At 62.1% G+C, this 25,782-nt stretch carries 20 protein-coding genes; 7 read left to right on the top strand and 13 right to left on the bottom strand.

The window, feature by feature from the left end; all coding sequences use genetic code 11:
• Positions 1 to 380 precede the first annotated feature (380 nt).
• The 3 genes from GGR62_RS12910 to dnaA form a co-directional block, all read right to left on the bottom strand.
• Positions 381 to 572 carry a hypothetical protein gene (locus GGR62_RS12910; RefSeq protein ID WP_184408290.1) on the bottom strand — a complete coding sequence of 64 codons (192 nt, stop codon included), beginning with the start codon at positions 570 to 572 and terminating at the stop codon, positions 381 to 383.
• A 476-nt stretch (positions 573 to 1,048) separates the two neighbouring features.
• Positions 1,049 to 2,149 carry a DNA polymerase III subunit beta gene (dnaN, locus tag GGR62_RS12905; RefSeq protein WP_055852563.1) on the bottom strand — a complete coding sequence of 367 codons (1,101 nt, stop codon included), beginning with the start codon at positions 2,147 to 2,149 and terminating at the stop codon, positions 1,049 to 1,051.
• A 277-nt stretch (positions 2,150 to 2,426) separates the two neighbouring features.
• Entirely contained in the window at positions 2,427 to 3,755 is a 1,329-nt protein-coding gene (gene dnaA / locus GGR62_RS12900; protein WP_184408289.1) for a chromosomal replication initiator protein DnaA, read from the bottom strand.
• A 242-nt stretch (positions 3,756 to 3,997) separates the two neighbouring features.
• Between dnaA and rpmH the strand changes: the two genes are divergently transcribed.
• The 5 genes from rpmH (at position 3,998) to mnmE (ending at position 10,650) form a co-directional block, all read left to right on the top strand.
• The gene (gene rpmH, locus GGR62_RS12895; RefSeq protein ID WP_002805908.1) at positions 3,998 to 4,138 is read left to right on the top strand and encodes a 50S ribosomal protein L34; all 141 of its coding nucleotides are present in this window, start codon (positions 3,998 to 4,000) and stop codon (positions 4,136 to 4,138) included.
• A gap of 38 nt (positions 4,139 to 4,176) precedes the next feature.
• Positions 4,177 to 4,623, top strand: coding sequence for a ribonuclease P protein component (gene rnpA / locus GGR62_RS12890; RefSeq protein ID WP_104650389.1), 447 nt, complete (start codon positions 4,177 to 4,179; stop codon positions 4,621 to 4,623).
• Positions 4,624 to 4,638: 15 nt separating this feature from the next.
• Positions 4,639 to 6,360: a membrane protein insertase YidC gene (gene yidC, locus GGR62_RS12885; protein ID WP_184408288.1), complete on the top strand. Its 1,722-nt coding sequence runs from the start codon at positions 4,639 to 4,641 to the stop codon at positions 6,358 to 6,360.
• A gap of 79 nt (positions 6,361 to 6,439) precedes the next feature.
• Positions 6,440 to 9,145 carry a polysaccharide deacetylase family protein gene (locus tag GGR62_RS12880; protein ID WP_184408287.1) on the top strand — a complete coding sequence of 902 codons (2,706 nt, stop codon included), beginning with the start codon at positions 6,440 to 6,442 and terminating at the stop codon, positions 9,143 to 9,145.
• 164 nt (positions 9,146 to 9,309) lie between these two features.
• Complete coding sequence (gene mnmE, locus GGR62_RS12875; RefSeq protein ID WP_184408286.1) at positions 9,310 to 10,650, top strand: tRNA uridine-5-carboxymethylaminomethyl(34) synthesis GTPase MnmE; 1,341 nt, start codon at positions 9,310 to 9,312, stop codon at positions 10,648 to 10,650.
• Between the two features lie 531 nt (positions 10,651 to 11,181).
• On the opposite strand, the gene GGR62_RS12870 is transcribed toward mnmE, so the two are convergent.
• From GGR62_RS12870 to GGR62_RS12835, 8 genes are all read right to left on the bottom strand, one after another.
• Positions 11,182 to 12,420, bottom strand: coding sequence for an ABC transporter permease (locus GGR62_RS12870; protein WP_047129802.1), 1,239 nt, complete (start codon positions 12,418 to 12,420; stop codon positions 11,182 to 11,184).
• Entirely contained in the window at positions 12,417 to 13,646 is a 1,230-nt protein-coding gene (locus GGR62_RS12865) for an HlyD family efflux transporter periplasmic adaptor subunit (protein ID WP_184408285.1), read from the bottom strand. Before GGR62_RS12865 ends, GGR62_RS12870 begins: the two co-directional genes overlap by 4 nt.
• The gene (locus GGR62_RS12860; RefSeq protein WP_184408284.1) at positions 13,643 to 14,608 is read right to left on the bottom strand and encodes an HlyD family secretion protein; all 966 of its coding nucleotides are present in this window, start codon (positions 14,606 to 14,608) and stop codon (positions 13,643 to 13,645) included. Before GGR62_RS12860 ends, GGR62_RS12865 begins: the two co-directional genes overlap by 4 nt.
• Entirely contained in the window at positions 14,605 to 15,600 is a 996-nt protein-coding gene (locus GGR62_RS12855; RefSeq protein WP_184408283.1) for an HlyD family efflux transporter periplasmic adaptor subunit, read from the bottom strand. The genes GGR62_RS12860 and GGR62_RS12855 overlap by 4 nt, the downstream gene beginning before the upstream one ends.
• Positions 15,560 to 16,243 (bottom strand): ABC transporter ATP-binding protein, encoded by a 684-nt coding sequence (locus GGR62_RS12850; protein WP_326520257.1) that lies wholly within the window; start codon positions 16,241 to 16,243, stop codon positions 15,560 to 15,562. Before GGR62_RS12850 ends, GGR62_RS12855 begins: the two co-directional genes overlap by 41 nt.
• Positions 16,244 to 17,499: 1,256 nt before the next feature.
• Entirely contained in the window at positions 17,500 to 17,751 is a 252-nt protein-coding gene (locus GGR62_RS12845; protein WP_184408282.1) for a hypothetical protein, read from the bottom strand.
• A gap of 219 nt (positions 17,752 to 17,970) precedes the next feature.
• On the bottom strand, positions 17,971 to 18,120 hold the full coding sequence (locus tag GGR62_RS12840) for a hypothetical protein (RefSeq protein WP_184408281.1): 150 nt from the start codon (positions 18,118 to 18,120) through the stop codon (positions 17,971 to 17,973).
• A gap of 212 nt (positions 18,121 to 18,332) precedes the next feature.
• Complete coding sequence (locus tag GGR62_RS12835; protein WP_184408280.1) at positions 18,333 to 19,193, bottom strand: phosphatase PAP2 family protein; 861 nt, start codon at positions 19,191 to 19,193, stop codon at positions 18,333 to 18,335.
• 194 nt (positions 19,194 to 19,387) lie between these two features.
• Between GGR62_RS12835 and GGR62_RS12830 the strand changes: the two genes are divergently transcribed.
• Together GGR62_RS12830 and GGR62_RS12825 are read left to right on the top strand one after the other, a co-directional pair.
• The gene (locus tag GGR62_RS12830; RefSeq protein ID WP_184408279.1) at positions 19,388 to 21,688 is read left to right on the top strand and encodes a TonB-dependent receptor; all 2,301 of its coding nucleotides are present in this window, start codon (positions 19,388 to 19,390) and stop codon (positions 21,686 to 21,688) included.
• A 249-nt stretch (positions 21,689 to 21,937) separates the two neighbouring features.
• The gene (locus tag GGR62_RS12825; protein WP_184408278.1) at positions 21,938 to 23,032 is read left to right on the top strand and encodes a glycerophosphodiester phosphodiesterase; all 1,095 of its coding nucleotides are present in this window, start codon (positions 21,938 to 21,940) and stop codon (positions 23,030 to 23,032) included.
• A 305-nt stretch (positions 23,033 to 23,337) separates the two neighbouring features.
• Here GGR62_RS12825 and GGR62_RS12820 read toward each other — a convergent pair whose 3' ends face one another.
• Entirely contained in the window at positions 23,338 to 24,126 is a 789-nt protein-coding gene (locus GGR62_RS12820) for a rhomboid family intramembrane serine protease (protein WP_184408277.1), read from the bottom strand.
• A gap of 549 nt (positions 24,127 to 24,675) precedes the next feature.
• The gene (locus GGR62_RS12815; RefSeq protein WP_055829329.1) at positions 24,676 to 25,632 is read right to left on the bottom strand and encodes a TerC family protein; all 957 of its coding nucleotides are present in this window, start codon (positions 25,630 to 25,632) and stop codon (positions 24,676 to 24,678) included.
• Positions 25,633 to 25,782 lie beyond the last annotated feature (150 nt).

Genomic DNA, 25,782 nt, shown 5'->3' with positions numbered 1-25,782 from the left:
TCCGGCATCCCGGTCGGTGCGGAGAATACGTGATCGGTCTCGATCCTGCTCAGCACGACACGCCCAGTGCCTGCGGGCAGACAGGGGATAACCTGTGGACAAAACAGAGTCCGAATAGCCGGCGTGTCGTTATCCACAGGTTCCACGGGCGTAAACAGGGCGATAAGCACAGGGTTTCGATGCCATAAAACCCTTTAGAACCAATCGCTTAGTGTAATTTTCTTTGAAATCTGGGCCTACCATCACCACCAAGCTCTTAGATTATTTATAGATTTAAAAGCAAAGCTAGATGTGCATAAGTTCAAAAAGGTCTTGCTGTCTTGTCTCCGGAAAGTGCCGATCTTCCTCGAACGCACTGAGACTGCCTGCGATGTCGTCGTTCACCGTGGATCTGCATTGACCAACCCACTGCGTCTCGCGGGGAAGTCACGCATCGCCATGCTGTCCTCAACCTCGAACATCGTTCCCAGCCAGTCTGGTTCACGCAATCCGCCGTCGCGCAGCCTGCGCACGAGCGCGAGGGCTTCGATGGCGTCGAAAACCACGCCAGCTGGACGCAGGCAGCGACTCACTTCGCACTGCGCTGACGCGCCGAGACCCGCGCAGTGCAGAAACGCTGTTCCACGTGAGCATCTGCAGATAGCAGGCTGAATCGGCGGATTCCGCAGTAGACCCGCGCAGCGTTTCGCGGGTCGTGCCGGATGCACACCTCAACGGTGACGTCCGCTGCCTGACAAGGTCAGGAAAAATGCCCCGATGCTGCCTTGCCGCCGCGATGGCAGGGCGATGCCGCTGCTCTGGTTCCCGACCCGGGCGACCATTTGCAGTGGTGTTGGGCCACCTTCGCAGATGGATGAGCCGCACGCGGAACCATTGGCTTGTACAGCACGCGCCCGCGAACCCTCGCGATCAGCTGGACGATGCTCAAAGAGGCTCGATCCGATGCCGGCCAACCAACCAACGCTGTGCAGTGCTGTCGACGCCACCATAGACCATAAAAAAGCCCGGCATCCGCCGGGCTTTTTCGTGTTCCACGTGGAACGCGACGTCAGAGACGCAGCGGCATCACCACGTGACGCGACTTCTCGCTGCTCGCTTCACGCACCAGCGCGGACGAGTTTGCATCGCGCAGCTGGATCACCACATGCTCGTCGCGCAGTGCAGACAGCGCGTCCAGCAGGTAATTGACGTTGAAGCCAATCGCCAGGTCATCCACCTTTGTGTCGGCCTCGATCTCTTCCTGCGCTTCTTCCTGTTCGGGATTGTGCGCGCTGATCTTCAACTGACCCGGCGAGACTTCCACACGCACGCCACGGTACTTTTCATTCGACAGGATCGCCGCACGCTGCAGCGAAGCCCGCAGCGCTTCACGATCGACCTTGACCTCGCGGTCGGCACCAATCGGAATCACTGCCTCGTAATCCGGGAAGCGGCCATCGATCAACTTCGAGGTAAAGGTCACATCGCCACGCTTGACGCGGATGTGGCTGCGCCCGACTTCCAGCTCCACTTCACGGTCAGCGGCTTCCAGCAGACGCAGCAACTCGGTCACGCCCTTGCGCGGCACGATGATCTGGCGTTTGGCACCACCGGACTTCTCCAGCTCCGTCTCGCACAGCGCCAAGCGATGGCCATCGGTGGCCACGCAACGCAGCAAGCCGTCGCGCAGGTCGAACAACAGACCGTTGAGGTAATAGCGCACGTCCTGCTGCGCCATCGCAAACGCCGTGCGCTCGATCAACTCCTTCAACGCCGCTTCCGGCACCGCGACACGCTCGGTGGCCTCGACTTCGTCTACCGACGGGAAATCGTTGGCAGGCAGCGTCGCCAGGGTGAAGCGGCTACGACCCGCCTGCACGGTGACCTTGTCGCCGGTCTGCGAGATGGTGACGCGGCTGCCATCGGGCAGGGCGCGCAGGATGTCGAACAACTTGCGGGCCGGAATCGTGGTTTCGCCGTCCTGCGCGTCTTCCACCATCGTGCGCGAGATCATTTCCACTTCCAGGTCCGTGCCGGTCAACGAGACCTGTCCGTCCTTGACCTGCACCAGCAGATTGGCCAGCACAGGCAGGGTTTGACGGCGTTCGACCACGTTGACCACTTGGGCCAACGGTTTGAGGAAGGCTTCGCGCTGCAGTGTAAAACGCATGTGGTTCCGTGCCCCTATGCTTTAAAAGATATGGAATAAATCAAAAGCGTGGTGGTGATGGTAGGGCCGTTTTCAGCGGATAACCACCATAACTATTTGTTTCCAAAGACAATTCAGCGCCTGAAAGTCGTTGGATTAGTGCGCCTGGCCTTGCGGTAGAACCTGTGGATAGTTTTCCGCTCGAACCACCGCGCAACGTTATCCACAGATTCTCCCGCATTTGACCCCAACGTTTCCACGCATTTCTTCCATGCATGCCGTCAGCAGGTCGGCCGACTCACTCGCTGAGCTTGCGAATCAGCTTTTCCCAGTCCTCGCGCAGCTTGCCGTCGGCCTCCATCAGCGTGCGGATCTGCCGGCAGGCATGCAGCACGGTGGTGTGGTCGCGGCCGGCAAACGCGTCACCGATCTCCGGCAGGCTGTGTTCGGTGAGCTCTTTGGCTAGCGCCATCGCTACCTGGCGCGGGCGCGCCAGCGAGCGGGTCCGCCGCTTGGAGAGCAGATCCTTCATCTGCAGGCCGTAGTAGTCCGCCACGGTCTTCTGGATGTTGGGGATGCCGATCGCCTGCTGCTGGGCGCGCAGCAGGTCGCGCAGCGTCTCCTGGGCGAATTCCACGGTGATCGCGCGGCCGGTGAAGTTTGCGCGCGCCACCAGCGTGTTGAGCGCCCCTTCCAGGTCGCGCACGTTGGAGCGCATCTTCTTGGCGATCAAAAACGCCACGTCGTCGGGAATGTCCGCACCGCGCTCGCGCGCCTTGGCCAGCACGATCGCCGCGCGGGTCTCGAAGTCGGGCGGGTCGATCGCCACCGACAGGCCCCAGGCCAGCCGCGACTTCAGCCGCGGCTCCAGGCCTTCGACCTCGCGCGGATAGCGGTCGCAGGTCAGGATGATCTGCTGGCGGCCGTCGAATAGCGCGTTGAAGGTGTGGAAAAACTCTTCCTGGGTGCGGTCCTTGCCGGCAAAGAACTGGATGTCGTCGATCAACAGCGCATCGATTTGCTGGAATTGGCGCTTGAACTGGTCCATCGCCTTGTCCTGCAACGCCCGGATCATCGCGCTGAAGAACTGCTCAGAGCGCAGATACATCACCTTGGCGGCCGGATTGGCCTGACGCAGCGCGTTGCCGGCGGCGAACATCAGGTGGGTCTTGCCCAGGCCGGTGCTGCCGTACAGCAGCAGCGGGTTGTGCGCGCGGTCGCCGGGCTTCTGCGCGGCCTGGATCGCGGCGGCCAGGCCCAACTGGTTGCTACGCCCCTCCACGAAGTTGGCGAAGGTGTAATGCGAATCCAGGTTGCCGGCGAACGGCACGATCGGCGCCGCGACCGCCGCGCTGGGCGAGGCCAGCGGTGCCGGCTGCGGCGCCGGCGCGCGCGGACGTGAACCGACCGCCAGCGCCACTTCGCCGTTGCCGACGAAATACGCCACCAACTCGCGGATACGCGGCAGGTAGCGTTCGCGCACCTGGTCGACGATAAAGGCGTTCGGGGCATACAGCACGATACTGTCGCCGCGATCTTCGGCTTGCAGCGGTTTCAACCAGGTGTGGACGTCTTCGGGCGGAAATTCGGCTTCGAGACGTTCCAGGCAGCGGGGCCAAGCATCCATCAAAGTGTGATCATCTGTTGCTGGCTGCGGCGCGCAGCAAAGCGCCGTGCACGCAGCCCGGAAGTGAAAAGAGGATGGACCAGCCTAGCACCGCAGGCAGGGTTTTCCCAGACTTATTCACAGGTCCATCCACAGGCCGTGCGCCTCGTCACCTCCGGTAAAGCGTCTGGGGAGTTGACCGGGCCTGTTGCGCCCCTATAGAATCGCCGGTTCTATTCGTCTCCATTCATGCAGAGGGCCCCATGGCCACCAAGCGTACTTTCCAACCCAGCAACCTCAAGCGAGCACGCGACCATGGCTTCCGCGCACGTATGGCAACCGCCGACGGCCGCAAGATCCTGGCTCGCCGCCGCGCCAAGGGCCGCAAGCGCCTGAGCGCTTGATTGCCGCGCCGCTCCCTGCGGCCGAGGCAGTCCCTAACGTGAACGCATCGAACCCGTGCAGGCGATTTCCTCGCTCTGCGCGGGTTCGTACGCGTGCGCAATATACGGTCGTTTTCGATACGGCACGTCGTACCTCGGACCCGTTGCTCAGCCTGCACTGGCGGACCGGCGATACGCCGCCGCGCCTGGGCATGGCGGTATCGCGCAAGGTCGATACGCGTGCGGTCGGGCGTAACCGGATCAAACGCGTGTTGCGCGATGCGATGCGGCACCTGTTGCCCGAGCTGGCCGGTGGCGACTACGTCATTGTGGCGCGCTCTGCAGCCGCCAAAGCGACCAATCCACAGATCCGCGATGCCTTCGTGCGTCTGCTGCGCCGCGCTGGCGCATTGCCCCTGCCTGCTGCGCCCGGCACAATGCCGCCCGCCAGGACGATGCACCCATCCTCCCTTTCCCCGACAGAGCCGGAACCCAGTTCCGACTGAGCGAGTTGCTGCCCGATGAACCAGACCCGTGTGTTCCTGATTTTTGCCTGGCTGATGGTCGCGGCGTTGCTGTGGATGGAGTGGGGCAAGGACAAGGCGGCGGCCAACGCGCCGGTTGCGCCGACGACCCAGTCGGTCCCGGCTGCGCGTGACCCCGATGCCGCTGCGGCAGCGGCCAATGTGCCTGCGGCGCAAGCCATCCCGCAGGCCGGCGTGCCGGGCGCGACACCGGCGACCAGCATCACCGCCGCGACACCGGCTGCTGCCGGTGCTGCACCAGTGGTCACGCTGACCTCGGACGTGCTGCGCCTGAAGCTGGATGGCCGCAGCGTGCTCGATGCCGAGTTGCTGCAGTTTCCGCAGACCAAGGACGGCACCGCGCCGGTCAGCCTGCTGACCGAAGATGCGGTGCACCCCTACAACGCCACCAGCGGCTGGGCCAGCGAGCATTCGCCGGTACCGGGCGTGGCCGGCTTCCGTGCCGAACAGCCGGGCACCGCGTTCGAACTGGCCAAGGGGCAGAACACCCTGGTGGTGCCATTCGTGTGGAACGGCCCCAACGGCGTGTCGATCCGCCGCACCTTCACCCTGGAGCGCGGCCGCTACGCGATCTCGATCAAGGATGAAGTGATCAACAAGAGCGGCGCGCCGTGGAACGGTTATGTGTTCCGCAAGCTGAGCCGGGTGCCGACCATCCTCAGTCGCGGCATGACCAACCCGGATTCCTTCAGCTTCAACGGGGCGACCTGGTATAGCCCGCAGGAAGGCTACGAGCGTCGCGCGTTCAAGGACTACATGGACGATGGCGGCCTGAATCGCCAGATCACCGGCGGCTGGGTGGCGCTGTTGCAGCACCACTTCTTCACCGCGTGGATTCCGCAGAAGGACCAGGCCTCACTGTATGTGCTGAATCAGGATGGCCCGCGCGACGTGGCCGAACTGCGTGGCCCGGCCTTCACCGTGGCACCGGGTCAGACCGCCAGCACCGAGGCGCGCCTGTGGGTGGGTCCGAAGCTGGTTAGCCTGATCGCCAAGGAAGATGTGAAGGGCCTGGATCGTGTGGTCGATTACAGCCGCTTCTCGATCATGGCCATCATCGGCCAGGGCCTGTTCTGGGTGCTGAGCCATCTGCACAGCTTCCTGCATAACTGGGGCTGGGCCATCATCGGCCTGGTGGTGCTGCTGCGTCTGGCGCTGTATCCGCTGTCGGCTGCGCAGTACAAGTCCGGTGCCAAGATGCGCCGCTTCCAGCCGCGCCTGGCGCAGCTGAAGGAGCGCTACGGCGACGATCGCGTCAAGTACCAGCAGGCGACGATGGAGCTGTTCAAGAAGGAAAAGATCAACCCGATGGGCGGCTGCCTGCCGCTGCTGATCCAGATGCCGATCTTCTTCGCGCTGTACTGGGTGCTGGTGGAATCGGTGGAATTGCGCCAGGCGCCGTGGCTGGGCTGGATCCAGGATCTGACCGCGCGCGACCCGTACTTCATCCTGCCGGTACTCAACATCTCCATCATGTGGGCCACGCAGAAGTTGACTCCAACCCCGGGCATGGACCCGATGCAGGCCAAGATGATGCAGTTCATGCCGCTGGTGTTCGGCGTCATGATGGCCTTCATGCCGGCCGGCCTGGTGTTGTACTGGGTGGTCAACGGCGGCCTGGGGTTGCTGATCCAGTGGTGGATGATCCGCCAGCACGGCGAGAAGCCGAGCAAGATCATCCAGGCCAACGCCAAGTAAGTTCAAGAAGGCCCGCCGAAAGGCGGGCTTTCTGCATGCAAGCCTGTTTCCGTGTGTTGCCACCGCCAAGGACGCCGTCGTGAAGCCATTGCCGTTGCATCGCCTGTTGCTGTGCGCAAGCTGCGTGGGACTGCTGGCGCTGGCCGGCTGTGGCAAACGCGAAGCGGGCACCCCGGCACCTGCTTCGGCACCACCGGCGGGCGGCACAGCCAATGCAGCCGCGCAAACGGGCGACGCCGCCAAGGCGCGTGCGCTGATTGCACAGCTGCGCGAACAGCTGGATCGGCACCGCCGCATCATCGTGTTGCTGGCCGACGAGGACAAACAAAGCCCACGCGATCGCGCGACCTCCAGCAGCGTGGGGCAGCAGCTGTTCCATGAAAATCTGGAACAACGCGAACGCATTGCCGCTGCGTTTGAAACCGTGCTGAGCTCGCGCGAATCAGGCCGTTTTGCCGCGATCGCCACGGTATTGGATGAAGTGGAGTCGGCGCCCGATCTGTTCGATGCCGACCGCCTGGCGTTTCGCGAGGTGCTGCGCGAGCTGCACGCGCGCATCGGCAAGGATTCGGCGCTGCCGGCCGTGAAACTGCATCAACGTATTGGCGAGGATCTGGAGGCGCTGGATGAAATCGAGCGCAGCTACAACACCGAGCTGACGCAGATTTTCAGTCGCTTCGATCGCAGCCGCGCGATCGTGCCCAAGCGCGAAAAGTGGGACGACTACGTCGCCCATCTGCGTACGTTGTATACGCGCGAGAAAATCCTGCGCGACCACGGCGTGGTGGAGCCGTATCCGTTCTCCGCGCGCGATAGCGACGGCGAGGTGTTCGGCCGCGATCTACCGCCCAAGACGGTGGTGCTGACCTTCGACGACGGCCCGCACAAGGCCTATACCGAAGAGATCGTGGCGATCCTCAAGCGCTACGACGTGCCTGGCGTGTTCTTTGAAGTGGGGCGGAACCTCGGCAGCCTGGATGCCGATGGCAAACCCAAGCTGGCGCCGCTGTCCAAGATCAGCCACACGCTGATGGAAGAAGGCTATGCGGTGGGCAATCACAGCCTGACCCATGCGCAGTTGTCCAGGACCACCGGCGATGCCTTGCGCAGCCAGGTACTGGATACCGACACCTTGCTGCGTGCGGTGGACGACAAACGTGCGCCGTTGTTCCGGTTTCCGTATGGCGCGCGCAATGCCGAAGGGCTGCAGTTGCTGAGCGAAGCCGGCTTGAAATCGATCATGTGGAACATCGATTCGCTGGACTGGGCCGACCCGGTGCCAGAGTCGATCGTGCAGCGCGTGCTCGACCAGGTGAACAAGGAGCAGCGCGGCATCGTGCTGTTCCATGACATTCACGACCGTGCAGTGAAGGCGCTGCCGCAGATCCTGGACCGACTGATCGCCGATGGCTATCAGTTCGCCGGCTGGAATGGCCGCGAGTTTTCGGTGGCGCACGCGCCCAGCGCGGCGGCCGAGGCAACCGTGACCACCGGCTACGCCAACTCCTGGGCGATCGTGATCGGGATCGACGACTACGCGCACTGGCCCAAGCTCGAATATGCCGCCAACGATGCGCAGGCCATCGCCAGCACCTTGACCGGCCCGTTGGGATTTCCGTCCTCGCAGGTAATCGTGCTCAAGAACGGGCAGGCCACGCGCAACAACATTCTTGCAGCGTTCCACGATCGTCTCGGCGAGGGACGCGCGCAGACCAACGACCGCGTGTTCGTGTTCTTTGCCGGGCATGGCGCCACGCGCCGGCTGGCATCCGGGCGCGACCTGGGTTACATCATTCCGGTCGACTCGGATCCGCAGCAACTGGCCAGCGATGCGATCGCGATGAGCGACCTGCAGAACATCGCCGAAAGCCTGCAGGCCAAGCATGTGCTGTTCGTGATGGATGCCTGCTATAGCGGACTGGGATTGACGCGCGGCGGGCCGACATCCAGTGCTTACCTGCGCGAGAACGCGCGACGCATCGCCCGCCAGATGCTCACTGCCGGCGGTGCCGATCAGCAGGTGGCCGACAGCGGCCCGAACGGGCATTCGGTATTTACCTGGGTGCTGCTGCAGGCGCTGGCGGGCAAGGGCGACCTCAATGGCGATGGCCTGATCACCGGTACCGAACTGGCAGCCTATGTCGCACCGGCGGTGTCGGCAGTGTCGGCGCAGACCCCGGCATTCGGCAGCCTGCCCGGCTCGCAGGGCGGCGAGTTCGTGTTCCAGGTACCGAGCGGCGAAGAGTTCCTGACCGCCGGTACCGCGCAGTTGTCCGCCGATGCGATCGCACTCAACGGACGCGTGGATGCGGCGCGTCCTGTCGCCACCACCAGCGGTGCTGCAGTGGCGGCTGCACCGGTGACGGTAAAAACCCTGCAAGGCGGCGAAGCCAGGCTGGTCTTGCCGACGGCGGTGAAGAGCAGCGACCGCCAACGTGCGCAGCTGGCCAACGAGCGCGGCCTGCAGTTGTACAAGGAAAAACGCTACGCCGAAGCGGCCGAGCAGTTTGCCGAGGCCTTGAAGCTGCGTCCGGATTTCGCCTTGGCCGCCAACAACCTGGGCTTTGTGTATTACCGCCAGGAACGCTTTGCCGAATCGGCGCGCTGGCTGGAAAATACCTTGAAAATCGATCCATCGCGTGCGGTGGCCTATCTCAATCTTGGCGATGCCTACGCAAAAGCCGGCGATCGCGACAAGGCGCGCAAGGCCTATTCCACTTACCTGGAATTGCAGCCGCAAGGCAGCGGCGCCGCGCAGGCTCGCACGCAGTTGCAATCGCTGTGATTCACGGCGGCTGACGCAGCGTTGCGAACAGGCGTCAGGAGAGCGCGTGCCGCGATGGAGGCGTGATACACCAGGGACCCGGGCATCGGCAGGATGCCGCTGCCGGCCGCGCAGTCGCTGCATCGCCGCGCTTGTCTTCTTCAATCCACCTCAGAGCAATGCCCATGTCGTCTTCCACGTCTACCATCGTTGCCATCGCCAGTGCCGCCGGAGCCGGTGGGGTGGGGATCGTGCGCCTGTCCGGGCCGCAGGCGGCGCAGATTGCCGCCGGGCTGGGCGTTGCGCAGTTGCAGCCACGGCAGGCGCAGTACGCACGCTTTCGCGATGGGCAGGGCGAGGTCATCGACGATGGCATCGCGCTGTGGTTCAAGTCACCACGCAGCTTTACCGGCGAAGACGTGGTGGAGCTGCAGGGACACGGCAGCCCGGTGCTGTTGCGGCAGCTGGTGGCACGTTGCATTGCGCTGGGTGCGCGGCAGGCACGCGCGGGTGAATTCAGCGAGCGCGCGTTTCTCAACGGCAAACTCGATCTGGCGCAGGCCGAAGCCATCGCCGATCTGATCGCCGCCGGCGATCTGCGCGCGGCACGTGCTGCGCGCAGATCGCTGGACGGTGTGTTTTCGCAACGTGTCGATGCGCTCAGCGACAGCCTCACCCGGCTACGCATCCATGTGGAAGCGGCGATCGACTTTGCCGACGAGCCACTCGACACCCTGGGCGGGGCGCAGGTGCGCGACGGGCTACAGCAGGCGCGCGCATTACTGGCACTACTGCTGCGCGATGCCGAGCGCGGGCGCAAGTTGCGCGACGGCCTGCACGCGGTGCTGATCGGCCCGCCCAATGCCGGCAAGAGTTCGTTGCTCAATGCACTGGCCGGTAGCGAGCGTGCCATCGTCACCGATGTCGCCGGCACCACCCGCGACACCTTGCAGGAAGCCATCCAGCTCGATGGCTTCGAACTCACGTTGGTCGATACCGCCGGTTTGCGCGAGGGCGGTGATGCGATCGAGCGCGAGGGCATGCGTCGCGCTCGCGCGGAGTTGCAGCGCGCCGACCTGGCGCTGGTGGTACTGGATGCACGCGACCCGCAAGCCGCGCGCTATGCGATCGGCGATGCCATCGATGCGGTGCCGCGTCAGCTGTGGATCCATAACAAATGCGATCTGCTGGCCGGCCCCGCAGCGCTCGATCGCGACGCGGTCGCGGTCTCGGCGGTGACCGGGCAGGGACTGGAGCAGTTGCACGCCCGGTTGCGCGAGCTCGCACTGGGCGATGGAGCGGACAGCGTGGAAGGCGAATTCTCCGCACGCACGCGGCATGTCGAGGCATTGCGGCGCGCCGAACAGCATGCAGACGTGGCGGATCTGGAGCTGGGCTTCGAACAACTCGAACTGGCCGCCGAAGAATTGCGCCTGGCACAGGAAGCACTCGGCGAGATCACCGGCAAGCTGAGCGCCGACGAATTGCTGGGCAAGATCTTTTCGAGTTTTTGCATCGGTAAGTGATGCGGCACTGCGTAACGTGCAGGGCGAACCTGAGATTCGCCAATTGAAAAGACCTGGCCTCTTATGAGACAGGACCTTGTATTTAAAGCACTGATACCGCGACTAGAAGTCGTAGCAAGCGGTCAAGCGGAACGAACGAGCATCTAATAATCCTGATCGGCTAACCAGTTATCTGAGTAGTCTTAACCGATAACCAGAAGATCATAAAATTTACACTGCACTGAGCTGATGCTACTTTCACATGAGTCCACCGAGGTTGAAAGATGGACTATTACATTAAGTCAAATTTTAACGCACTGTTTACAATAGTGGTGGTTGATCCATGACCAATAAAAATGTGCAATCGTAAAGTCGAGACGTCGCCGGAATGGGTCCTGTAGCTACGAAGAATCAAAAAATGAAGAAGTCACATTTTACCGAGGAACAGATTGGCTACGCGCTCAAGCGGACCAAGTAAGGGGCGAGATTCGGAAAAATCTGCTGGTAGATGGGCATCGCGGAAGTCATCTCCGGCACCAATATTTAACGGGTTCACTCGTGTCGAAGCGCGGCGATCGGATCCATCCGCGCTGCCTGACGTGCGGGATACACACCAAATGCCAGACCGACCAGAGCGCAGAAGCTGGTTGACAGCAGCACAGGCAACGGTGCCCAAGCCACGTCCCAGTCGGCGAATGCGGCAATCAGATAGGCCAGCACGGTACCAAATGCAAGACCTAGCAGAGCACCGGCCGCACAGATGACGCTGGCTTCCCGCAAAAACTGTGCGACCACGTCGCTGCGTCGCGCGCCTAACGCGCGTAGCAGGCCAATCTCGCGACGCCGCTCCAGCACATTAGCCAACATTATATTCATGATGCCGATGCCGCCGACTAGCAAGCTGATTCCAGCAATCGCACTCATTACCACTTGGAAGATGCGCTGCGTCCGCTGGTGCTGCTGGAACAGCTGTTGCGGCACTACCAGCTGGTAATCGGATACGCCGGCGTGTCGCTGATCCAGTAAAGCGGCGAGCACGCTGGCACCTGCTGCAAGACGAGCGGGATCATCGATCCGCAGTGCGAAGCGGTCGATCTCGTCTTCCTGTGGCTGGAACCGCAGTCGCGCCCGGGCACTCGCCAATGGTAGATACACACGATTGCTTTCGCCACCTAGCTGCACACCCTCGAAGCTGTCCTTGCCCAGATCGCGATCGGCGAGTACGCCTACGACTTCGAGCCAGAGATGATTGACTTTGACCAGCCCGCCGACCGCGGTGCCGCCCGGGAATAGATCGGCTGCCGCCTGGTGTCCGAGCACCGCGACCGCTGCCAATGCCGCTTCGTCATCTGCATCGAAAGCGCGGCCGTAGGCAATATCCAACGACGAGAGCGCAAACCAGTCAGCGCTGATGCCGCTAGCTTGCGCGTCGCTCCTGCCACGGTCACTGAACACGGAATACGTGCGGACGCGTTTTTCCGCAGCCCATCGCTGCGCGCCCGGCACCACGACCAGCGCGGCCTCCGCATCGGCCGTACTCAGGCCGAGGCTGCGTGAACGGCTTTCCTTGCGAGTGGCGTCGTCCTGCTGACGCGTTTCGGAGATCAGGTTATGCAGGCCCAGACCTTCAACCAGGCGCAAGGCCTCACGACGACTGCCTTCACCGACCGCCTGCATCGCTACGATCGCACCCACACCGAAGATCATGCCCAGCAGTGTCAACAACGTACGTAGGCGATGACGCCACAATTCCTCGACCGCCTCGCGCCAGATTGGCGATAGCCTGCTCACAGTCCAGCCTCCGGTGTGTCGCGCACAAGCGCAAGCGGGTCTCCGCCCGGCGACAGCATCACCTCGTCGCCTGCAGACAATCCCGAGAGAACCTGCGTGCGCGCGGTCCCACGCGTCCCGAGCTCGAGTTCGCGATCCTCAAAGCCACTGCCGCGTCGAACTTGAACGTAGTTGCGGCCATCGCGCTGCTGCACGGCTACGTTAGCGACGCTGAGACCCCTTGCGCGCAGCAATTCGATCCGCGCTGCCATTCTCTGCCCAGGTACGAGACCAAGCCGGGTAACCGCGTCAGCCGGTACTGGTGCGCGCATGGAGAGATAGCGCATCGGGTTGTAGCGTCCCTTTACTGTCGCTGCGCTTGCTACCCAGGACAATTCGGTCGCGATCGTCTGCTTGGACCGGCCCAGCGGATTCAGCGACACCCTCATGCCGGTCTGCAGGCCCTGTGCTTCCATCTGCGGCAGGTCGATCTCGACCTCCATCGCCGAGGTATCCGACAGGCTGCCGAACTCGGTACCGGCATACAGCGTTGTGCCGACCATCGGCTTGTCGCCAGACCAGTTCGATGTCAGCAGCAGTATGCCGGCGTTAGGCGCGCGCAGCTCCAATGCATCGAGGTCGCCTTGTCGCTGTTGCGCGTTGAGATCATATGTAGCGCGCTGCGCATCAATCACTGCCATTTCTGCACCGCCGCGGACGCCGGATTGGTCGCGGTGCCACGCGAGTACTTTCTGGCGGGCTTCCAAATAGCGTGCATCCTCGAGCGCATCTAGTATCTGAGCGCGCGCGAGCGTCGACAAATCGGCATCGGAGTAGCGACGCGCGATGCCCAGCTGCACCGCGACCTGCGCCAGATCAACATCCAGGCGGCCGATCGCGGTTTCCAGCTCGCCCTCCTTAGCCGCGCGCGACAGCGCGTTGCGCTGCAGTTCGATCATCGCCTGCGCCAGTTGCAATTTGCCGTCGGGTGACGCAAAACGGGCGAGTAGATCCCCTTCTGCAACCACGCTCCCTTCGGCCAGCATCCACTCCACGCGTCGCGACGACCAATTGCTGCCGGGTACGTTGAGCAGTGTAGGCTTGGTCGAACGCAGTTCTCCTTCACCGCGCGTACTCAGCATGAAATCAGTTTCGGCAAGCGTTTCTGTCGCAACTGGCAACGGAATAGGACCGCATGCGGCCAGTACGAGCACGGACGCAATGAGCACTGCGCGCTGGATCATCATGAAGCCCCATCAGGATTACTGAGCTCGACACGGACCGACTGACCGGGGCGCAAGTGCGTAGCAGGGGCGTCGAGCGTGATTTCCAGATCGAGCACGGGAATTGGCTGCACCTGCGATTTGCTGTGCACCGCGCGACCGATCGCTGTGACTGTGCCGCGATGTACGCTGCCACCGCCACCTTCGACAATGATTCTCGCTGGCGCGCCTTCGGACACGCGCGCAAGTTCGCGTTCTGGCAGCGCGGCACGAACAGCCAGCGTGGTCGTGTCAGGAATCTGTGCAACCGTCTGTCCACGCCAAACCTGAGAACCGACATCGAACTTCTCATTATTCCAGCTGCTCTTGTGCATCATTACGCCACTGCGCGGCGCTGTGACATTCATCGCAGCCAGCGCAGTCCCCAGTCGCGTTACATCGGTTTCCAACTGCGCGAGTTCGGCGGTGGTGACACGGCGTTCCTGTGTGCGCTGCACCGACAACAGACGTTCGCGTTGTACTGCCAGTTTTGCGCGGTGTTCGGCACGCTTGCGTTCTGCCACAAACTTGGCGTACTGGAGTGCGGCGACCAGTTCCTGTGGCTGTTCGGTCTTGCGCTGCGCTTTGTGGAGTTCGGCGGCGGCAAGTGCGGTTGACAGCCCTTCGCTACGAGAGCGCTCGGCGAGATCGAGGTCAAGCTTCTTGAGCTCACGCCGCTTGGCTTCACGCTGACTCTGTTTTTCGCCAAGTTGGCGGATGATCTCGTTGCTGTCAAAAGCCAAAACGACATCACCCTCTCTGACCTGTGCGCCGTCGGGCGCGAGCTGGGTAACGGTGAACTGCGATAGGCGATCCACCGCAGGCGGCATCAGCACTGCAGTGCTGCGGGCATAGACTTCGCCATGCACGCGCAATGGGGCCTGCGCCGTCGCGAGGCCCGCAACCCATATCAACACAAGCGCGGTCGTCCAAGATGTGCGGCTCATCGCACCACGCCAACGGACTGCGTGGCTATGACACGCACGCTCATGCCCGGCAGCAACGGCAGCTCGGTCTGGTCGAGCGCGATGTCTACGGCAAAGTATCGCCCTTCACCCCATTCGGCTTTGCGTTCGGGCGCGCCTGCGATCGCGGTGACGCGACCCTCTACATCCTGACCGGGCACGGCGTCGAAACGCAACCGCACAAGCTGTTCCACCCAGATCGCCCGACGATCTGATTCCAGTACCCACGCGCGGACCTCCATGCGGCCATCGCCGACCACTTCCCCAGCCCTGCTGCCTGGCGTCGTGATGGAGCCCTCGTCGATACGGCCGCCGATCCAGTTGTTGTTGAAGCCATGAACAACGATACCGTCGCGGTCGGCACGGATTTCGGAGGAGCGGACCAGTGCGGCGTGGTAGTTCCGCTGCACAACCAGCTTGTCGATCTCCAGCTGACCGTCCTTGGCGCGACGCATGATTGCGGCCTTAGCGATGCCAAGTTCGTGACGCTTCAGCGCCGTCTCGTGCGTGGCGTGGTCCAGTTCGCCCCGATAGCGATCGTAGTCGAGCGCGGAAATCAGATCGGCTGGAATTGTCGCATCGAGTTTGGCCGCCGCCAGTTTCGCCTCGGTATCGACCAGTGAGAGTTCAGCATCGACAGCCTTGACTTCCAGCCCAGCAACATCGCGCGCGACCTTCGCGCGCAACTGTTCGATTTGTGCTTCGAGATCGGGCACCTGCGCCGCCGACTGGCCGGGATCAATGCGAAGTACCGGATCGCCGGTCTTCACCGCCTGACCTTCGGGCACGAAGAAGCGGATTGTCACCGGCGACATGTTTGATTGCGGCGTGATCAGCACCTGCGCGCCGACTGAGCGCACCTCGCCTGTTAGGACGATCGCCTGTACGGATGCGGCTGCCGAGAGCATGAGGAACAAGGCCACACGTTCAAGATCACGCGGCATGGAGCGCACCGTCGTGTTCGATGCGGCCATCGCGCAGCCGCACCTGACGCTGCGCGCGGGCGGCGATCTCCGCATCGTGGGTCACCATCACCACAGTCTGTCCACCGCGATGGACCTCGTCGATCAATGCCAGCACATCGGCGGCGCTCTTCGAATCCAGATTGCCGGTAGGCTCGTCGGCTAGCAGCATGGCAGGCTCCAGTAACAAGGCGCGTGCGATTGCAGCGCGTTGCATTTGTCCGCCCGACAGCTCAGCGGGGCGATGGTTGCGACGCTGCGACAAACCCACCCGATCAAGCAGGGTGTCCGCCCGCGCTTCGACACCGGCTGGCGGATCGCGATGGAAACGCAGTGGCAAGAGTACGTTCTCGCGGACGGTTAGCCGCGGTAATAGATGGAAACTCTGGAATACGAAGCCAATGCGCCGATTGCGGATGTCGCTGGCTGCTTCGTCGTCCAGATTCGCCACGTCACAGCCGTCAATCAAATAGCAACCGCTACTAGGATGATCCAAGCACCCGAGAATGTTGAGCAGACTCGACTTGCCGGAACCGGACTGGCCGGTGACGGCAACGAATTCACCGGTTGCGACTGTAAGGTCGATCCCGGCCAATGCATGGACAGTCTGTCCATTCATCGCGTAACGGCGACTCACGCCCTGCAACTCAATCACCTTATTATGTCCATAGGATTTGGAGTTAGAAGAAAATTAACTTGCTTTTTTAGAACTCTTCACATCGAGTACCGGGTAGATCGAACTATCTCATATAGAAAAGCTATGGACGATGAGAGGAACCAGTTCGTAGCGCTTGCGATTACTACGTAACTCAAGGCTTCATCCGATTCTCCGAGGAAAACTCCTAATTTCAATGTGGAAGTTCTGCATCTAGCAACGCCTGCTGGACAGCAACTCTCATGGCCATTTTCAATCAACTGTTAACAGTGCTCTGTGCTCAAAGCTATTGAAGCATGAGTCGATGCGCAATCGCTACTTGTATACTCGCATCCTTGAGACAACCAAATGGAAGAAGATTTAGCAATCAGGAAAGTGCAGCTTCTAGAACGTCGCGTCCCAGAAAAATATCTTCATAAGAATGTGTCGACGCAGCTGCAGTGTAGGACTTTTCCTACAGCTATTACAGAATTTCCTTACATACCTTCTTTCTAGAAAAGTGTATATAAAAAGTGAGTGCGGCGCGATTAAAAAATGTAATTAGAGTTGGCCAGAAATTTTTAACTCCATGCATTAGGGGTAGTTCTCTTAAGAAATGTGACTTTTAAAGTCATGAGCTAGATTGAAACTATTTATAGCGATTATTTCTTGATCCATCGGTAACGAGTTCGGCTCAAGCAATAGCTATTCTGGATGATGGCGATATTCATTGATATTCAATAGGGAAATATGAAATGAAGCTTAGATATGCTGTCCTAGTACTGCTGGTCGCTGCCTCCACAGCCCATGCCATTCGCCATCAGCCTAATCATCTCACGCGAATTTATTATCACGACTCCGCTAAAACACAATGGGCCGGCCATGGGATGCTGAGCTGTCCGATCTATGCAAATAATGATCAAGGGTGGGTTGTGCTTGATGGAGTGGAAGCACCTTATTTCACCGAGCTTGTAGGGCCTAAATGCCAGACTGGCGCTGCAGTGCCCACTCCCTGTTGGGCGGATGACGCTTGCCCTCCGATCAGTGGTCATTGAGGCATCAATACCAGCGCGGATCTTTGTCCACGAGGCCTACCTGTTTCGCTTGACCCAACCACGGATGAGTTGCTATTTCTAAGTTGCCTGAAATTTGCTTGTAATTCGTCATTTCGGGCAAATATCTATGGTTTCCTCATCCCGGCATATCGTGCTGCAGCTCCTCGTCACAAAAGCGCCCCCACCCTGCGATTTCGCTTAGCCTCTAATCCCGCGACGTCATCAATTTTCAAAGGCTTGGCTACGGAGATGGCTAGGCCCAACCGCGGTCAGTGATAGAAAACCGCGACCATCAAGCGCTGCATTACACACAAGCCCATCTCTCATCGGCTGCTTGGTGACCGTGATGGGCTGGCGTCGCCGCGTGCTGCGATTGCGACGAAACCTGAAAAATTTAAAGTAGGCTTTAAATTTATAAGCGTGATAAAAATTCTTGTTTTTTTCAGCGGTCTTCCCGTGCAGAACGGCGAACACTTACTTGTATGCTTATCATGCCGCAATTATGTCTCTGCGTTGTACCTGCAGCTGGGGTTTCAATATATCGACACTGTCCGCAACGTGTGGGACAGGCTGGTGCGAGAGCGTTTGCGTAGCTGGCCTACCCTGAGTGAAACTGGGCAGCTTCACAGTTTCTTTGTGACCACTTCTTCAGCATCGCCTTGTCCGGACACAGTATGACACCAGCTATTTGAGCTAATAGCGGCTTTCTTCCTTCAGCAGCGGCGGGCGCTTGAACTCAGGCGGCTCCTGCCTGCCGCACTTGTTTCGATACACGTAGAGCGCTGCCTCGGCGATTCCGCTGTTCTGGTAGCCGCCATCCCAACTTTGATTGCTTAAGCGCATAGACAACTGCTCTTTAGGTAAAATGTGATTTTTTTGCTTGACCGTAGTTGCTACGGTCCCATGCCAGGGAGGTGTCTGCTTGCGACGGGTCAGCTTGCTGGGAATGGGTCAGCCAGCAAGCGTTAACGAATCAGCGCTAGACGACATTAGCCTATGCCATGACAATCAGTTGCTGCGTCATGGGTCGCGTGCAGCAATCTCCGCGCTACTTCCTACATCACATCCGGCAACACCGTCTGCAGTGCCGCGTTTTCGGCATCGCAAGTGAGCGATGCCGCGGGCGTTGCAGAGTGCTTTGCGCGCGCCTTTTCGATCTCGCTGCGTGCGGCAGCCAGGTCTTTCTGGAACGCGGGGTTGTCGTGCAGGGCGGCGACGGTGGCGGCGCCCATGATGCGGCCCTGCAGGACATCGCTCTGCCAGTGCACGTTGCAGACCAGGCGGCTGTCGCCGAAGGCGCGGCCGCGAGCGAGCAGGGCGTCGCGTTGTGCGGGGGCCAGCTCTGCCAGGATCAGGCCCCAGCTCCAGCCGATCGCGGTGTGGCCGGAGGGGTAGGAGCCGTTCTTGCGCAGCGCCGCGTCGTCGTCGGGCGTGCACATCGGCTGGTCGTTGCGCATGAACGGGCGTGGCCGCTGGTAACGGGCCTTGGCTGCGCTGGTGCTGGTGCTGGCGTCGCGCATGCTGCGTTCGAGCAGGCGCAGCAGGTGCGGCGTGTGGGCCTGGTCGATCTGGATGCCGAGCGCGCAACTGAAGTGATTGGCGGCCGCCGGGAACGTCAGCGCAGCGTCCTGCGTGGCCAGGTCCCAGCGCGGTGTGCCGCGCAGGGCAAGCATGGATGTGGCGATGGCCTGATCGTTGGCGAGCGCGGCGCTGCCGTCCTGCGGCGGTGGCGGTACCAGGCGCAGGCTGTCGGGCACCTGTGCTTTTTCCAGGTAGCCGTGTGCATCGGTGGCGATCACCGAGCTCGCCGGAGCCGCCTTGTCGCGCGCGCTTGCACTGCCGCATCCCACTGCCAACACCGCGATGGCGACGCTGGTCAGCGTCCGGAAACAAGCGCGAGCAATGCGATCGGACATGCAGCAACCCTCGGACAACACAGATGGATGAGTGCGCAGATTACGACGCGCAGATGACATCTGCATGCCAGCGCAACGCAGCTGCGGCGCGGAATGCGCAGCTGCTGTCGCAGCACTGTCATGTCCCGGTCGCATCGACGCAAGACAGCTGTCGCACGCTTGCCGTCATCTTTTGACTCGTCCCCCTGCCGCTCATGCCCAAGACCCATCTGTTAAGTGCCGCCGTCCTTACCGCGCTCGTGCTGTCGCCGGCCGCCTATGCCGCCGATCCCGAGGTGACTGCCGATACCGGCACGACCGTGCAGCAACTCGACGCGGTCTCGGTGATCGGCCAGGGCGAAACGCGTCAGGTGCAGCGCATCACCCAGCAGGACATTCCGGTGTTGCCGCCGGGCACCAGCATCCAGAAACTGCTCAACCGCATGCCGGGCGTCAACGTGCAATCCAACGATGCCTTCGGTGCCAACGAGGAGTCGCAGACGATCAGCCTGCGCGGCTTCAACGGCACGCGCCTGGGCTATACGCTCGACGGCCTGCCGCTGGGCGACAACGCCTACGGCAACTACAACGGCCTCAATATCAGCCGCGCCCTGATTGCGGAAAACTTCGGCGGCGTGGAGCTGGCATCGGGCATCGGCGCACTGGGCACCGCGTCCACCAGCAACCTGGGCGGCACCATCCAGTACTACTCGGCCGATCCGTCCAGCGTGTTCGGCGGGCAGCTGTCGCAGACGGTGGGCTCCGATGCCAACCGGCGCACCTTCCTGCGCGTGGACACCGGCGACTACAACGGGTTTTCGGCGTATCTGTCCGGCATCAATGCCGAAGCCGACATGTGGGCGCGCCCGGAGTCGCCGACCACCACGCGGCAGTTCAATGCCAAGGGCGTGTACCAGTTCGACGGCGGCAAGCTGACCGCGTTCGCCGACACCTCGCGGACCTCGCAGGCCGACTATTCGTATCTGTCCAAGAGCGGCATGGCGCGTGGCCTGGGCTGGGACTGGAACCTGTACGCACCGGACTGGAACCGGGCGTTGGCCGCGGCGTACTGCGCACCGGCCACGCGCAATGCGGCGCGCTGCGGCTTCAGCGGCGGCGTGGACAACATCGACGATGCGTACTACCAGAGCCGCGCGTTGCGCGACGACGATCTGTTCTATGTGGCCGGCGACTTCCAGCCCAACGATGCCATCAGCCTGCACACCCAGGTCTACCACCACGAAAACAAGGGTCAGGGCCACTGGTGGTCGCCGGGCCAGGCGTCCAACCCGGGCACGCCGCAGGCATTGCCGATCTCCATCCGCAGCACCAATTACTGGATCAACCGCACCGGCGGCATCGCCTCGCTCGGCTGGAACCTGGGCCCGCATCATCTCGAAGCCGGGCTGTGGTACGAGCGCAATCACCACGATGTGGAGCGCAATTTCTACTGGATCGACGGGCCGGTCAGCGATGACAAGTTCCTGCAGGATCCCGACCGCCGGCTGTTCTCGCAGAACTACATCATCACCACGCGGCAGTTCTATGTGCAGGGCAACTTCAAGTTCCTCGACGAGCGCCTGAGCCTGGATCTGGGCATCAAGAGCCCGAGCACCGAAATGACCGCGCGCGAAACGCCGGGGCTGGCGGTGGAAGCGCCGGTGGCGACCGGCTCGATCAAGGCCAGCGAATCGGCGTTGCCGCAGGTCGGCCTGGGCTATCGTCTGGCCGAAGGACAGGAAGTGTTCGCCTCGTACGCGGAAAACATCGCCGCGTTCCAGGGGGGCGGCGCCGGTGGTCCGTTGCTGGTGACGCAGGCCTCCTTCGATGCCAGCGTCGGCGCACTGGAGCCGGAGAAGTCGCGCACCGTGGAAGCCGGTTACCGCTTCGTGCGTGACCGCTTCGAAGCCTCGCTGGTGGGTTACGACGTGACCTTCGACAACCGCCTGCTCTCGCTCAATCCCTGCGCCAGCATCCAGCAGGGCACCACGCCGGCCTGCACCACGCGCTTCTTCAACGTGGGCTCGGTGAGCAGCCGCGGCGGCGAACTGACCGTGATCTGGAAGCCGACCAGCTACCTGCAGTGGTACAACTCGGCCTCGATCAACCGTTCGACCTACGACGACAACTACGTGCAGAACGGGGTGATCATTCCGACCGCCGGCAAGACCACGGTGGATACGCCCAAGCGCATGTTCGCCAGCGAAATCGCCTTCAACTACGCCAATTGGAACATCAACCTGCGCGGCAAGTACACCGGCCAGCGCTACTACACCTACACCAATGACCAGGGCTTTGGCGGCTACACCTCGTTCGATGCGGGCGCCGGGTACGACTTCGGCCAGGCCGGCGTGCTGCAGGGGCTCAAGCTCTCGCTCAACGTGACCAACCTCACCGACAAGCGCTATGCGTCCAACCTCACCGCGTTCGCCAACAGCGATCCGAATGGCCGTCAGCTGGCCTTCCACGCCAGTGCGCCGCGGCAGGTGTTTCTGACGCTGGATGCGAAGTTCTGAGGACGGGAATTGCGAATCGGGATTCGGGAATCGTAACAGCGGGTCTTGTTGCTGCTTATTGATTTCGGTGGCGATCGACGTGGATGGTTTTAGAGTAGCTGGCAAGACTTAGGGAGTGGTTGTCAGGCTAGTGCGGACGATGCGGAGAAAGCGGGATGTACACGTCGTACATCCCGCACCAACCATTGGCCGCGCTCGCCTGGCAGTTGTACCGTGGTGTTGATGGCTGCTTTTTCGTTGGAGAAAGGCATGATGCAGTTCCACCGTATCTGGCTGTTGGGAGCGATGATGGTCGGCATGAGCGGCCCGGTTTTGGCAGAAGCGCCGTTGGCGAAGACGGTGCAGATCTTTGCGCATCGTGGCGCCAGCGCATTGCGCCCGGAACACACCCTGGCCGCGTATGCCAAGGCGATCGTCGATGGCGCCGATTTTGTCGAGCCGGATCTGGTGTCCACCAAGGATGGCGTGCTGGTGGCACGCCATGAGAACGAGATCGGTGGCACCACCGATGTGGCCAGCCACCCGGAGTTCGCATCGCGCAAGACCCGCAAGACCATCGACGGCCAGGCGCTGGACGGCTGGTTCACCGAAGATTTCAGCCTGGCCGAACTGAAGACGCTGCGCGCGCGCGAGCGTCTGCCGCAATTGCGTGGCACGCGCTGGGATGGGCAGTTTCAGATCGTGACCTTCGACGAGATCATCGATTTCGTCGCAGCCGAATCGGCCGCGACCGGGCGTACCATCGGGTTGATACCCGAGATCAAGCACCCGAGCTATTTCAGCGGCTTGAACCTGGCGATGGAAGACAAGGTGCTGGCGACGCTGCGCGCGCACACGTATACGCAGACCGCGCCAGTGGTGATCCAGTCGTTCGAGACCGGCAACCTGCGGTATCTGCGCGGCAAGATCGGACGCAGCAGCAACATCCGCCTGCTGCAGTTGCTGGCGGGCGCGCAATTCCCGCTACCCGATGCCGGTGTGGGCAACGCACCGGGTACCTACGGGCAGATGATCACGCCCGAGGGGCTGAAGCAGATCGCCAGCTATGCCGATGCAATCGGCCCGGATATCCGCGCCATCATTCCGTTGGATGCGCAGCAACACCTGGGCACACCGACCAGTCTGGTGCACGACGCACACGCGGCCGGCTTGCAGGTGCAGCCGTATACGTTCCGCCCGGAAAATTACTTTCTGGCCGTCAACAATCGCAGCGACGGCGCGCTCACCGAGCGCAACGAGACCGGGGCGTTGGCTGAGCTCGAGGCCTATCTGGATACCGGTATCGATGCGTTCTTCGCCGATGATCCGGGCTTGGCGCGGCGTGCGTTGAACCAGCGCAAGTAAGGTTGCTGCTGGCCGCGACAGGGCAGGAGGGGCATCGGGGATGCTGCGTCAGTCGTTCTTGTCGCCGCATGCCGCTGCGGGTCTGCATCTCCGCGCCGTGTCGTGATCGCTACCGATACCCATAGCGGAGGAGTGCCTTGGTCATCGCGCCTGTCGTTCTTGACCATCGCTCCCCATCAACAGGCAGGGCAGCGTGCCTGTACGCGATGAGGTGTTCTGGTAAAGCCCATCGCATGCAGACAGGCTGGTGTGTAAGGCGGGGGCGACGACGTCCAGTGTTTTGATACTCGCCTGAAGCGAGGACGCTAGCTGCCAGGTGGTCGTTCGCGCGGCGGGAACTGCAGCACCACGCTCTGTGAGCCGTCTTGCTGGCGTTGCCACAGCACCGGCACCTGGCGTGGCGGCGGTGGTTCCAGCACGTCGTGCTCTGCGTTGCTGATTTCCCAGGCGGCGTCTTCGTCCTCGTCCTCCCAGCTGTAGCGCGGCTTGGCCTGTTGCGGGTCGCGCCTGCGTAGCAGCAGCGCCGCGATCAGGCCTGCCACCGCGCCGCCCAGATGCGATTGCCAGGACACCCCGGCTTCGTGCGGCAGGATGGTCAGCAACATGCCACCGTAGAACAGGAAGGCGATCATGCTGGTGGCGATCGCCGGGCGGTCGCGGCGCAGCAGGCCCAGCACGAACACCAGAAACATCAGGCCGTGGGTGACGCCGCTGGCGCCCAGGTGGCGACTGCCGGGTTCGCCCAGCAGCCAGGCGCCCAGGCCCGAGCCCAGCCATAACAGCGGCAGCGCCATGGCGGTGGCGCGCGGATACACGCTGCCGGCCAGCGTGCCCAGGATCAGCAAGGCGGCCGCATTGGCGCCCAGGTGTGCGAGCGAGCCATGCAGCAGCGGTGCGGTGAGGATGCCGAGCAGGCCGTCGGCCTGCAGCGGTGCCACGGCCCAGGCGCGCCAGTCGAACATGCCCTGGGCGGTGAACACCGCCACCAGCAGCAGCACGGCGGCCAGGCTGAAGTTGAAGGCACGCAAGACCCGGGAACGGTCCAGGCGGTCTTGGGGGGTGGCGTCGGCGGCGGCAACGGGATGCGAGGTCATACCTTCACGGATGGCGTCACCCGGGTTTTTTTACAAGCCTACCCGGCGCGGGATAAGCAGGCCCGGCGACGGGATAATCCACTCCCGGCGCCGGTCGTTGGCGGATCGGCCTGCGCCTTATCACGGACGATCTGCGGCTTGGCTGCAGGGCCCTTGCCCGCCCGCCATCGCGGGACCTTACGCGGCACGGATGCCGCGTAAGAGCTTACAAGGACGTACTTGCGGCGTGTCCCGCGACGGTGGGCGGGCAAGGACCAGTCGAGCTGGTCGGTGTGCATGTTTTCAACAAAGCCACCTACAAACTGTCTGGTGCGGTGTCCTCGCCGCTTGCGGGACCGTGTGGCGGCATGGATGCCGCCACCGAGCCTCCAGGGACGGATTCACGGCGTGTCCCGCGAGCGGTGAGGGCACCGCGCCCTCGACTCACCTAGCTTTTGATTGTTGATCTGTCGCTTGGCTGCAATGACCTATCTAGATGGTCGGTGCGCATGGTTGGAGCAGTGCATGCGGCGCGGCCGTCCCAAATCCCGAATCCCGAATCTCAGCCCGTCAGTGACGGGCCGGCTTGGGCGGACGCAGCAGGCTCAGCACGATGGTGAAGATCAGGATCAGCACCACCGCCGCCAGCGACACCAGCACCGGGATCTTGTACAGATCGATGATCATCATCTTGGTGCCGATGAACACCAGGATCACCGCCAGGCCGTACGGCAGCAGGTGGAAGCGGTCGGCCATGCCGGCCAGCAGGAAGAACATCGCACGCAGGCCCAGCACCGCGAACACGTTGGAGGTCAGCACGATGAACGGGTCGGTGGTGATGGCGAAGATGGCCGGAATGCTGTCCACCGCAAAGATCACGTCGATCACCGCAATCAGGATCAACACCACGAACAGCGGCGTGAACCAGCGCTTGCCGTCCTTGATCACGCTGAGCAGGTTGCCGTCGTACTGCGGGCTGAGCCGCAGATGGCCGCGCATCCAGCGCAGCACCGGGTTGGCTTCCAGATCCGGCTCCTTGCCTGCGGAAAACCACATCTTGATGCCGGTCAGCAGCAGGAATGCGCCGAATACGTACAGCAGCCAATGGAACTTGGTGAGCAGCACCGAGCCGGCAAAGATCATGATCGCGCGCAGCACGATCGCGCCCAGCACGCCGATGATGAGCACGCGCTGGCGCTGTTCCTCGGGCACGCCGAAGTAGGTCATCACCATCAGGAACACGAAGATGTTGTCGACCGCCAGCGATTTCTCGACCAGGTAGCCGGTCAGGAACTCCAGCCCGATGCGATTGGCCACCGCCTCGCCGGCACTGCTCTGCAGGTACCACCACAGGCCCGCGTTGAAGGCCAGCGCCAGCAGTACCCAGCCGATGCTCCACCAGGTGGCTTCCTTGAAGGTCACCTTGTGCGCGCCGCCGTGGCGCATCAGCACCAGATCGACCATCAGCGCCACGATCACCACGATCGCGAAGCCGCCCCATAACCAGACATTGCCAATGGTTTGCATAAAAGAATCCCGAAAAGTGAAACGGCCTGGACAGCCGGTTGGGCTGAGGCCTTGTGACACGGAAATCGTGGATTCCGGGTGACGGACCTTCGCCTGCGCGGCGAAGGTCTCGCTCGCAACCGGTGTGGACCGGTTGCCGTTGCACCGGAG

It is taken from the genome of Xanthomonas sp. 3075 (assembly GCF_014197275.1).
Lineage (GTDB): Bacteria > Pseudomonadota > Gammaproteobacteria > Xanthomonadales > Xanthomonadaceae > Xanthomonas > Xanthomonas campestris_B.
Note: the sequence above shows the minus strand (reverse complement) of the source record. Positions and strands in the feature narration are given on the sequence as shown.